Consider the following 11,670-nt stretch of genomic DNA (forward strand, 5'->3'; position numbering starts at 1 on the left):
GGGCGTTGAACGTCCGGCTTGCGCGAGCCGGGCGCGGCGTGCGTATGTCCGGTCGCACGCCGCGCCGCGTCGCGTCCGTGACGACCACCCGATTCCACCCCACGCCCCGATGCCCGAGGATTTCCACTTCCTGTTGCTGCCCGGCTTCTCCGCGCTCGGCTTCATGTCGGCGGTCGAACCGCTGCGCGTCGCGAACCGTTTTCGCACCGAGCTGTACCGCTGGCACGTGATCAGCGCGGACGGCGCGCCCGTCGCCGCGAGCAACGGCATCCCGGTCGCCGCCGAAGCCGCGTATGCGGACGTCGCGCAGGTCGAGACGGTGTTCGTCGTCGCCGGTTTCGATCCGCTCGTGTGCTACGACCGCGCGCTCGGCGACTGGCTGCGCCGCCAGAACCGGCACGGCGCGACGCTCGGCGGCATCGACACCGGCAGCTTCGTGCTGGCGGAAGCCGGGCTGTTCGACGCATCGCAAACGCTCACGCTGCACTGGGAAGCGCTCGCCGCGTTCCGCGAACGCTACCCGGGCCTGAATGCAACGCAGGAACTGTTCGAGATCGACGACCGGCGCATCACCTGCGCGGGCGGCACCGCGTCGATCGACATGATGCTCGACCTGATCGGCAGGCGGCACGGCGCCGACCTCGCGGCGGCGATCTCCGAGCAGTTCGTCGTCAGCCGCATCCGGCAACGCTCGGACAGCCAGCGGCTCGAGATCGCCGCGCGCTACGGCGTGCACAACCGCAAGCTGATCCACGTGATCGACACGATGCAGCGGCACATGGAAAGCCCGCTCGGCTCCGACGCGCTCGCGCAGGACGTGTCGATCACGCGGCGCCAGCTCGAACGGCTGTTCAGCGCGACACTGAACGACACGCCGACGCGCTTCTACCTGAACCTGCGCCTCGATCGCGCCCGCGAGCTGCTGCAGCAGACCGACATGAGCATCACGTCGGTGTGCGTCGCATGCGGCTTCGAATCGCCGTCGCATTTCTCGCGCACGTATCGCGCGCGTTTCGGCGTGAGCCCGCGCAGCGACCGCCGCGCGACGCGCTGAGCAGCGCCGCTTTTACGTACAATCCGGCGCGCTATTGCGCGCTTCGGCAGCGTTTCACGTCAATCGATGAACAATGCCGCCGATTGATCGACGGACCGAAGCGGCCTTCGAAAATAAATTGCAATGTCGTCGAAAATATTCTGTAACATACCTCGCAATTAGATAGGCAGCCCTAAGGAGATGAGAGCCCGGGCCTGACGCACGTCGCGCCACGCAGGCTGCCAAACCGCCATCAATGCCGATCCGAGGGGTATGACATGACGATGCTCGCTTCGCCGTCGCCGCACCTGCCTGCCGTTCGCTTCCCCGCCGCCGTTCCGTTCCGATTCCTTTCGACCTGACGCTTAGTCCTCCTCAGTCAGTCGAATCTCCCTGCACCGCTTCACCGCACCGGTTCCATCGAGCCGGCGCGCGAGCCGTGTCGTGCCTGCTCGTCACAAGCGCGCGGGCGTGTCCAACCGTTGAGATGAGGATCACGTATGCAGACATCACGCAAAGCATTACCGCTCGCCCTGGGTCTCGCGCTCGGTTTCGGCATCGTCGGCGGCAGCGCGGCCGATACCAAGGTCGCGAATCCGCAGGCGTCGAGCCTGCGCGAAAGCCTGACGCGCGGCGTGGCACCGGCCGCGGCCAAGGCCGATACGGCCGCCGGCCAGTTCCGCGCGGATGGCGTCGCCGTCACGCTGTACAACCCCGCGTATCGCGCGAAGAAGGCGGCCGCCACGCCCGCCGCCACCGCCCGCGATTTCGTCGCATCGCAGGCCACGCAGCTCGGGCTCGACCCGGCCACGCTCGCGAGCCTCGCGGTGACGTCGGAGCGCGACGACGCCGATTTCACCGTCGTGCGCTTCCAGCAGCAGGCGGCCGGGCTGCCCGTGTACGGCAGCGACATCGCGGTGACGGTCGCGAAGGATGGCCGCATCCTGTACGTCGCGAGCAACACGATCAACGGCGTGGTCGCCACCGCGCGCAAGGCGCAGGCCGTCGACCAGCAGCAGGCGCTCGACCGCGCGCGCGCGTATCTCGGCGTCGGCGGCTTCACGAACCTCGACGCGCAGCTCGTCGCGTTCGTCGACAAGGCCGGCACGCATACCGCATGGAAGGTGCGCGGCCGCCCGCAGGACGGCCCGAAAGGCGACTGGGAACTGCTGATCGACGCGGGCAGCGGCGAAGTGCTGCGCGCCGAGGACAAGGCGTTCTATGCGACCGACGGCACCGGTTTCGTGTTCCGGCCCGATCCGCTTTCGTCGACGAAGAGCAGCTACGGCAGCACGGGCTACAAGGACAACAACGACGCGGACTCCACGCAGCTCACGGCCTCGCGCGTACGCGTGACGCTGAAGGATCTTGCGCAATCGAATTCACGCTACGTGCTGTCGGGCCCGTATGCGTCGTGCGTCGATTTCGATGCGCCGCGCGACAACGCGTGCCCGGCACAGGCGACGCCCGCGTTCGAGTTCACGCGCGGCAATCTGTACTTCGAGGCGGTGAACACGTATTACCACATCGACACGTTCCTTCGTTACGTGAACCAGACGCTCGGCATCAAGGCGATGCCGTACCAGTACACGGGCGGCGTGCAGTACGACCCGCACGGCGAATCGGGCGACGACAACTCGTCGTATTCGTCGAGCAGCGGCCGGCTCACCTTCGGGCAGGGCGGTGTCGACGATGCGGAAGATGCGGACGTCGTGATCCACGAGCTCGGCCACGGCATCCACGACTGGGTGACCAACGGCGGCCTGTCGCAGCAGGAAGGCCTGTCGGAAGGCACGGGCGACTATCTCGCCGCCGCGTACAGCCGCGACTTCAATCAATGGAGCCCGTCGGACGCGCAGTATCACTGGGTCTACAACTGGGACGGCCACAACGAATACTGGGGCGGCCGCGTGACGAACTGGAACGTCGGTCGCACCTACGCGCAGGCACGCGGCGCGGAGATCCACACGGCCGGACAGTACTGGGCGTCGTGCAACCTCGTCGCGCGCGATGCGATCGGCGCGCAGGCGATGGACAAGGCGTTCATGAAGGGGCTGTCGATGACCAACAGCTCGACGAACCAGAAGGCCGCCGCGCAAGCGGTGCTGACGGCCGCCGCCGCGCTCGGCTACAGCAGCGCGCAGCTCACGGCGATCGGCAACGCGTACAACAAGAGCTGCACGTACGGCGTGACCGTGCCGCAGAAGTCGTAATTCCGCAGCAGGCGGGGCGGCGTCGCACGACCTGCGGCGCGCCCTCTTCCTCGACATCGCCATCCTCACGAGATCGAACATGCCTACTCTGACATTGACCCGCCTGAGCGCCGCGCTGGGCGGCATGCTGCTGACCGCCGCCGCGCACGCGACGCCGGTGTGGATCACGCTCGGCGACACCGCTTTCCGCCAGCTTCAACGCATCGATGCGAGCGCGACCGCGCAGTACAGCACGACGGTCGACACGGGCAAGACGGCCGACGGCGCCGCCCGCCGCGAAACCGTGCACGTCGTCGAGATCGACGATGCGCGGCTCGGAGAACTCGCCCACGCGGTACACCATGCGCGCGGCCACGGGCCCGGCTACATCGTGCACGACTCGTTCGACGACGCACGCCAGGCGTTGCAGCCGATACCCGCGACGCTCGCGAAACAGGCGGCCGCGACCGCTTACACGGTGTCGAACGCGCCGCAGATCAAGACCTGGATCCAGCAACTTCAGGCCAGTAACATCGTCGGCACGATCACGTCGATGTCCGGCTTCACGAACCGCTACTACACGACGTCGCACGGCGTCGCCGCATCGGACTGGCTCGCGCTGCAGTGGAAGCAATTGGCCGGCTCGCGCACCGACATCGCCGTCGAGCAGTTCGCGCATACGGGCTTTCCGCAGAAATCCGTCATCCTGACGATCCGCGGCAGCGATCCCGCCGCGGGCACGGTCGTGCTGGGCGGCCACCTCGATTCGACGGTCGGCCGCACGACGGAAAACACGCGCTCGCCCGGCGCCGACGACGATGCGTCCGGCATTGCCAGCCTCACCGAAGCGCTGCGTGTGCTGCTCGCGAACGGCTACCGGCCGAAGCGGACGATCAAGTTCGTCGGCTACGCGGCCGAGGAAGCAGGTCTGCTCGGATCGAAGGCGATCGCCAAGCAGTTCCGCACGCAGAATGCGAACGTGGTCGGCGTGCTGCAGCTCGACATGACGAACTACAAGGGCGATCCGAAAGACATCTACCTGATCACCGACTACACGAACGCCGCTCAGAACACTTATCTGACGAATCTGGCGAAGACCTACCTGCCGGAACTCGCGATCGGCACGTCGCAGTGCGGGTATGCCTGTTCGGATCACGCGTCGTGGAATGCGCAGGGCTATCCGGCGTCGTTCCCGTTCGAGGCCGACCAGAACGACAGTCCGTATATCCATACCGTGAACGACACGCTGGAGAATTCGGATCGGCAAGCGAACCACGCGCTGAAGTTCGGCAAGCTGGCGCTCGCGTATGCCGTCGATCTCGGCGGTGACGGCACTGCGACCGTCAAGCACTGACGGGGCCGCGGTCGCTCAACACCTCGCCGAACGGGCGCGCGTCACGCGCGCCCGTTCGAGTCCGATTTCCCGTTCCGGATAGAATCGTCGTCCGATCACTTCCGCGACACGGTGCAACGCCATGACCGACTTCTCCCGCTCCGCCGACGATCTCTCGCCCGAGCGCGTCACGACCGCCTTCGACCTGCCCGGCCACACGACCGTCCGCTCGCTCGGCGTCGCGCAAGGCATCATCGTGCGTTCGCGCTCGATCGTCGGTTCGTTCGGTGCATCGCTGCAAACCATTTTCGGCGGCAACATCACGCTCTATACGTCGCTGTGCGAGAAAGCGCGGCAGCAAGCGTTCGACAAGATGCTCGCCGACGCGCGCAAGCTCGGTGCGAACGCGATCGTCGCGATGCGCTACGACTCGACCGATATCGGGTCGGGCATCACGGAAGTCATCTGCTACGGCACGGCCGTGCGCGTGACGCAGGACGCCTGACGCTCGTCATACGTCGCGTTCGAGCGACTTCATGTTGGTCAGCTGAGGAAACAGCTTCATCCACGTCAGCGCGACGGCGATCGTCGCCGCGCCGCCGACGACGATGGCGGCCGGCGCGCCCCACCACGCCGCCGTCACGCCCGATTCGAATTCGCCAAGCTGATTCGACGTACCGATGAACAACGAGTTGACCGCGCTCACGCGGCCGAGCATGTCGTCGGGCGTACGCAGCTGCACGAGCGACAGGCGCACGACGACGCTCACCACGTCCGACGCCCCCAACGCCGCCAGCGCGACGAGCGACACCGCAAAATGCCTCGACAGCCCGAATACGATGGTCGCGATGCCGAACGCGATCACGCCGCCGAACATCGCGCGGCCCGGCCGCCCCTTCAGCGGAAAACGCGTGAGCCACAGCGTGCCCGCGAGCGCGCCGACCGCGGGCGCCGCGCGCAACGCGCCGAGCCCCCACGGCCCGACCTGCAGGATGTCGCGCGCATAGATGGGCAGCAGCGCGGTCGCGCCGCCGAACAGCACCGCGAACAGGTCGAGCGACAGCGCGCCGAGGATCGCCGGTTCGCGCCGAATGAACGCGATACCGGAAAACACCGAACGCAGCGTGACCGGTTCGCGCGCGGGGGGCGCGCTGCGCAGCGGAATCGTGCCGCTCAGCACCGCCGCGATCGCGAACGCGACGACGCTCGTGCCGAACGCGGCGGGCGCGCCAACGCCATACAGCAGCCCGCCGAACGCCGGCCCGAGAATCTGCGCGGCCTGGTTCGCGGACGTCGACAGCGCGGTCGCGCGCGGCAGGTCGCCGCGCGGCACGACCGCGGGCAGCAGCGACGACACCGACGGCGATTCGAACGCGCGCGCGGTGCCGACGATCGCCGCGAGCGCATACACGCCCGGCGCGGTGAGCCCCCCTGTCGCGGCGCCGAGCAGGAACACGCCGGCGGCCAGCGCCTCGACGCTCTGGCAGATCGTCGCGATGCGCCGGCGATCGTAACGGTCGGCCACCTGCCCGACGACCAGCGTCAGCGCGAACATCGGCACGAACTGCGCAAGCCCGACGAGACCGAGCGCGAACGCGCTGTGCGTGAGCGCATAGACGTACCAGCCGATCGCGACCGACAGGATCTGGAACGCGAGCGACGACATCACGCGCGTGCCCCAGAAGCGCTGGAACGGTGCGTGGCGAAACAGGTTGGCGGGTAACGGCGACGGCGAACGGGATTCGGGTAACGGGGCGGTCATCGGAGGGATGTGCGAGAGCGGGCGATCGGCGAGACGCAGGGCGCGTCAAACCGCGATGATATCGCCAACCGCCGAAACCGCGTCTCGCGCGCGTCCGTCATGCGCGGCAGCCCGCCTTACAAAAAAAAGCGCGAACCGCGGTTCGCGCCAAAGAGAGACCTCGCTGAAGACGTCGAATGAACTACCCTACCCCCGCTCAGAACGAATGCCGCATCCCGATCCGCACGTCGGCCTGCGTCTGCGTCGTCGACGGCGTGAAGCTGTAGCCGATCACCGCATCGACACCCTGCGAAGCACGCAGGTAGTCGCCGGAGATGTACACGTCGGTGCGCTTCGACAGCAGGTAGTGCAGGCCGGCCGTTCCCTGGTTCCAGTGGTGACCTTCGAAGCGCGTGTGCTGGTAGCCCGCGATGAAGCTCAGCGCCGGCGTGAACTGGTACAAGCCGCCGCCTTCGTATACCTGCATGTGCGACGACTGGCCGAAGCCCTTGATCGTCGTGTACGAGAAGTTGGCGTCGAGCGACAGCTTGCCGATCGTGTAGCTGGTGCCGATGCCGAACGTGCCCTGGCTGTCGACGTCCATCGCGGTGTTCGCGAACAGGTCGGTGCGCGCGCCGGTCGCCGGATCGACGGTCACGGTCTGCTGGCCGAGGAACGTATGCGTGCCGATCATCGCGTACGGGTCGAACGCGTAGATGCCGTTCGGGTTGTTCAGGCGCGTGTAAGCGGCGCCGATCGAGAAGTCGCCTTTCGTGTAGCTTGCGCCCGCGCTCCATGCGCTGTTGCGATGGAAGTTGCCGGCGACGTTGCCGAACGAGTACATCGCGCCGAACTTGAAGCCGCTCAGGTCGTTCGACAGGAACTTGACCGAGTTCGGCAGGCGGTCGCCGTTGAAGCGGTCGAAGTCGCCCTGGTGGATCGCGTAGCCGCTGCCCCATGCCGAGATGTTGTAGATCGACACGAGCTCGTTGGTGATGTCCAGCTGGTTGCCGAACGACAGCGTGCCCCAGTCGTTCTGGAGACCGACATAAGCCTGCCGCCCGAACTCCGCCCCGCCGAAGCCGAGCTGCCCGTTGCCGAGGTGAAAGCCGCTCTCGAGCGCGAACACGGCCTTCAGGCCGCCGCCGAGATCTTCCGTGCCTTTCAGGCCGAAGCGGTTCCCGTACGAGACGCCGTCATCGAACTTGACCACGTGCGAACCGCCCGTGTTGTTCACGTACGTAATGCCCGCATCGAGAATCCCGTATAGCGTCACGCTGCTCTGCGCGTGGCCGATGGCGGGAATACAGGCCGCGCATGCCAGCGCGGCGGCTACGGCAACTTTCTTTTGCTTCATTGTCGACCACCCTCCCTGAACCCTTCGATGGAAAGAACCGTGGCCTGGCGCGCGCAGCAATACGCCGGCTGATTCGAATTCGGTACGTCCGCTGGCTTCGGCATTTCGTTTTCCGCAATAACGGAGCCATTGGCGAAAAATACAAACCCATATTTCAGGCCACCCGTCTGAAGGCGACACTAAATGGTCTTGATGCGACGGCTCGGGAAAACACGGAGACGGGCGGCACGGCAAAAACCGGCCGCCCGGAGGCAGATCAGCGGGCGTCGAGCGCCGCGCGCACGGCCGGAAGTGCCGGCGTGCCGGATGCGGTCGTGACGCCGTCCAGCCAGCCCTCGACGAGCGCCGGGTCGGCCTTCAGCACGTGCTGCGCCGCGAGCGCGGGCGGCGTCTTGTTGTCGAGCATGTCGGCGATCATCCGGTTCTCGACGTCCACGGAGAACGTCATCTGCCGGAACAGCCGCGCCAGGTTCGCGCACTGGCCGGCAAAGCCCGGGCGCGTCACCGTGTTGACGGTCGCGCCGCCATAGTTCGGGCCGAAATACGCGTCGCCGCCCGACAGGTAGGTCAGGTGGAACTTCGTGTTCATCAGGTGCGGCTCCCACGCGAGAAAGACGATCCAGCGCTTGTCCCGCACCGCGCGCTCGACCTGCGTGAGCATCCCCGTCTCGCTCGATTCGACGAGCGACCAGTTCGCGGACCCGAGCGCATGGTCGGACAGCATCCGCTTGATGTTCTGGTTCGCGGGCGCGCCGGGCTCGATCCCGTAGATCTTGCCGCCGAAGCGGTCCGCATAGCGCGCGAGATCGGCGAACGTGTGCACGCCCGCGGCCGCGACGTAGTCGGGCACGGCCAGCGTGAACTTCGCACCGCTGAGGTTCGCGTGCAGCACGTCGATCGACTTCTCGTCGACGAACGGCTTCACCAGCGGCGCCTGCGCGGGCATCCAGTTGCCGAGGAACACGTCGACCTGCCCTTTCTTCAAGCCCTGGTACGTGATCGGCACCGACAGGTTCGCGACGTCCTGCCTGTAGCCCAGCGCCTTCAGCACGACGCCGGCCATCGCGTTCGTCGCGTCGATGTCGGTCCAGCCGGGCGCCGCCATCTTCACGTCGCGACACGTCTGCGGATCGGCGGCGTGTGCGGACTGCATCGCCACTACGCACGCGGCCGCGGCAAGCGCCGTGCCGAGCCTCCGGATTGCTGCATTGCATTGTCGTTTCATGATTCGCTTCCTCCGTCGTTCGTCAATGACCGCGATGCGGTACGTTCAGCGCCCGACGCGCGGAAAGCGCGCCATCGCTTCGAGCGTGTCGAGTTCGATGTGATTGCGCATGTAGCGCTGGCTCGCATCGGTGAACGGCTGCCAGTCCCATGCCTGGATGCGGCCCTGCGTCGTCGCCGCGTAATGGAAGCGGCGCCGCCGCTGGCTCGCGCGCACCTGGGCGTCGAGTTCCGGCAGGTTCCAGCGCCGCGCGGCCTCCGTTCGGAATGCGGCGAGCACGTCGGCGGCTTCGGGCAGGCCGGCCAGGTTCGTGCGCTCGCGCGGATCGTCGGCGAGGTTGTAGAGCTGGTCGGGATCGGCCGGGCAATGCACGTATTTCCAGTCGCCGCGGCGGATCATCACGACCGGCGCGACCGCCCCTTCCGCGAGGTATTCGCCCAGCACGACGTCGTGCGCCGGCGCACCCCGCAGATGCGGCACGAGGCTCGCGCCATCGACCGGGTCGGGCCAGCCGCCGGCCGGCGCCGCGCTGGCCAGGTCGACGAGCGTCGGCAGCAGGTCGACGTGCGACACGGGCCCGCGCACGCGCGCGGCGTCGAAGCGGCCCGGCGCGTGAACGATCAGCGGCACGCGGCAGCCGCCCTCGAAGAACGTCATCTTGTACCAGAGTCCGCGCTCGCCGAGCATGTCGCCGTGGTCGGACGTGACGATCACGATCGTGTCGTCGGCGAACCCGCATTGCTCGAGCGCGGCCAGCACGCTGCCGAATTGCGCGTCGACGTAGGACGTCGCGCCATAGTAGGCGCGGCGCGCGGCGCGGATCTGCGCGTCGGTCGGCGGCGTGCGGTCGTTTTCGCACACGAAGCGCAGCCGCTGCGAATGCGGATCGCTTTCGGCCGCATCGAGCCGCACGGCCGGCATGTCGATCTCGTCGTCGCTGTACAGATCCCAGTATTCGCGCGTGATCGCGTACGGATCGTGCGGATGCGTCAGCGACACGACCATGCAGAACGGCCGCTCGTCATGCCCGGCCGCACGCTCGCGCGCGACGTCGTACAGCTTCTGCTTCGCCGCGAACGTGACCTCGTCGTCGAAGTCGAGCTGGTTCGTGCGCACGCACGGGCCGGCCTCGAGCACCGAGCTCATGTTGTGATACCAGCTCGGCCGCTCGGTCGGGCGGTCCCAGTCGGGCACCCAGCCGAAGTCGGCGGGATAGATGTCGGTCGTCAGCCGTTCCTCGAAGCCGTGCAGCTGGTCAGGGCCGCAGAAATGCATCTTGCCGGACAGCATCGTGCGGTAGCCGCCCGCGCGCAGGTAATGCGCGAAGGTCAGCGTTTGCGCCGGCAATTCGGCGGCGTTATCGTAGGCGCCAATACCCGACGGCAGCTTGCCGGTCAGCAGCGAGAAACGCGATGGCGCGCACAGCGGGCTCGCGCAATACGCGGCATCGAACACCACGCCTTGCGCGGCGAGCCGGTCGAGCGTCGGCGTGCGTGCGACGCGATTGCCGTAGGCCGGCAACGCGAACGGCGTCAGCTGGTCGGCCATCAGGATCAGGATGTTGGGAGTCGGGTTCGTCATCGGCGGTCGTGGGGAAATCGGTGTTCGAACGGAACGGTGCGACGCTTCGGCAGCGGCGCGGCCAGCATGACGGACGCAGCCTGAAGAAAGTGCCGCGCGCACCGGCCGCGACTGGCTAGAATCGCGGAAGAACCGGCACGGTGTCGTGCCGTCCGAAGCACTATCCCCCGCCCGAATTCGCGCGGGAAGGCGTCCGGCCCTTATGGGGCCATTAGAGAGACTTATGTCGAAATCCGAACCGTTACCGTCGATGCAGGCGCTGCGCGCGTTCGAATCGGCCGCCCGTCTCCAAAGCTTCACGGCCGCCGCGCGCGAGCTCGGCTCGACGCAGCCGGCCGTGAGCCAGCAGGTGTTCCAGCTCGAGGCGGAACTCGGCGTGCCGCTGTTCGAGCGCAGCCCGCGCGGCGTCACGCTGACGAGCGACGGCCAGTGCCTGTACGAAGCCGTGCGGGTGAGCCTCGACACGCTGCGCGGCGCCACCGCGACGCTGCGCGCGCGCCGCGAGCATGGCGCGCTCACGATCGTCACGGATTTCGGTTTCGCGACCTACTGGCTGATGCCGCGCCTCGCGGGCCTGAAGCGCGTGATGCCGGACGTCGACGTGCGGGTCGTCACGTCACAGGATTACGATGCGCAGCGCGACCACGCCGACATCGCGATCCTGTTCGGCGACGGTCACTGGCCATCGTGCACCGCCGCGCGGCTCTTTCCGGAATCCGTCACGCCGGTCTGCTCGCCCGCGTTCCGCGCCGCGCATCCGCACGTCGCCCGGCCCGACCACCTGCATGCGCTGCCGCTGCTGCACGTGCAGCCGACGCGCCCCGAACGCTGGCTGTCGTGGGCCGGCTGGTTCGACGCGCATGGCCTCGATGCGCCGGCCGCCGCGCGCGGCGTGACCTTCAACAGCTATGCGCTCGTGATCCATGCCGCGCTGCTCGGCGAGGGCGTTGCCCTCGGCTGGTCGCCGCTCGTCGATGAGCTCGTCGCGTCCGGGCAGCTCGTGAAGCTCGTCGACGCGCCCGTCGTCACGTCGCGCGGCTACTTCCTGGTGCGTCCTCCGCAGCGACCCGAGCCGGACGCGACCCACGTGTTCCGGCGCTGGCTGCTGGATGCGTGCGCACCTGCGTAAATGGCCGTCCGGCGTCCAGCGGATATTCTCCTGACGCCGGCTGGGTTGGCGATGGCCGCCCCGCTTGACGCCCGCCGCC

General features: G+C 67.6%; 9 protein-coding genes. 5 read left to right on the forward strand and 4 right to left on the reverse strand.

Annotated elements, in window-relative coordinates; translation table 11 throughout:
• Positions 1-109 precede the first annotated feature (109 nt).
• The 4 genes from WS87_RS26345 (at position 110) to WS87_RS26360 (ending at position 5,063) form a co-directional block, all read left to right on the forward strand.
• Positions 110-1,054 carry a GlxA family transcriptional regulator gene (locus WS87_RS26345; RefSeq protein WP_059819533.1) on the forward strand — a complete coding sequence of 315 codons (945 nt, stop codon included), beginning with the start codon at positions 110-112 and terminating at the stop codon, positions 1,052-1,054.
• Positions 1,055-1,533: 479 nt separating this feature from the next.
• Positions 1,534-3,246, forward strand: coding sequence for a M36 family metallopeptidase (locus tag WS87_RS26350; protein WP_059819534.1), 1,713 nt, complete (start codon positions 1,534-1,536; stop codon positions 3,244-3,246).
• A 79-nt stretch (positions 3,247-3,325) separates the two neighbouring features.
• The gene (locus WS87_RS26355) at positions 3,326-4,579 is read left to right on the forward strand and encodes a M20/M25/M40 family metallo-hydrolase (protein ID WP_059819535.1); all 1,254 of its coding nucleotides are present in this window, start codon (positions 3,326-3,328) and stop codon (positions 4,577-4,579) included.
• A gap of 121 nt (positions 4,580-4,700) precedes the next feature.
• Positions 4,701-5,063: a YbjQ family protein gene (locus WS87_RS26360; protein ID WP_059692038.1), complete on the forward strand. Its 363-nt coding sequence runs from the start codon at positions 4,701-4,703 to the stop codon at positions 5,061-5,063.
• 6 nt (positions 5,064-5,069) lie between these two features.
• On the opposite strand, the gene WS87_RS26365 is transcribed toward WS87_RS26360, so the two are convergent.
• The 4 genes from WS87_RS26365 to betC form a co-directional block, all read right to left on the reverse strand.
• Entirely contained in the window at positions 5,070-6,320 is a 1,251-nt protein-coding gene (locus tag WS87_RS26365; protein WP_059819536.1) for an MFS transporter, read from the reverse strand.
• Positions 6,321-6,516: 196 nt separating this feature from the next.
• Complete coding sequence (locus WS87_RS26370; protein WP_059534205.1) at positions 6,517-7,656, reverse strand: porin; 1,140 nt, start codon at positions 7,654-7,656, stop codon at positions 6,517-6,519.
• Between the two features lie 256 nt (positions 7,657-7,912).
• Positions 7,913-8,881 carry a choline ABC transporter substrate-binding protein gene (gene choX, locus WS87_RS26375; RefSeq protein ID WP_059819537.1) on the reverse strand — a complete coding sequence of 323 codons (969 nt, stop codon included), beginning with the start codon at positions 8,879-8,881 and terminating at the stop codon, positions 7,913-7,915.
• Between the two features lie 45 nt (positions 8,882-8,926).
• Entirely contained in the window at positions 8,927-10,462 is a 1,536-nt protein-coding gene (gene betC, locus WS87_RS26380; RefSeq protein ID WP_059819538.1) for a choline-sulfatase, read from the reverse strand.
• 202 nt (positions 10,463-10,664) lie between these two features.
• Between betC and WS87_RS26390 the strand changes: the two genes are divergently transcribed.
• Positions 10,665-11,591 carry a choline sulfate utilization transcriptional regulator gene (locus tag WS87_RS26390; RefSeq protein ID WP_082725391.1) on the forward strand — a complete coding sequence of 309 codons (927 nt, stop codon included), beginning with the start codon at positions 10,665-10,667 and terminating at the stop codon, positions 11,589-11,591.
• Positions 11,592-11,670: the final 79 nt, after the last annotated feature.

It is taken from the genome of Burkholderia sp. MSMB0856 (genome assembly GCF_001524645.2).
Classification (GTDB): Bacteria; Pseudomonadota; Gammaproteobacteria; order Burkholderiales; family Burkholderiaceae; genus Burkholderia; species Burkholderia diffusa.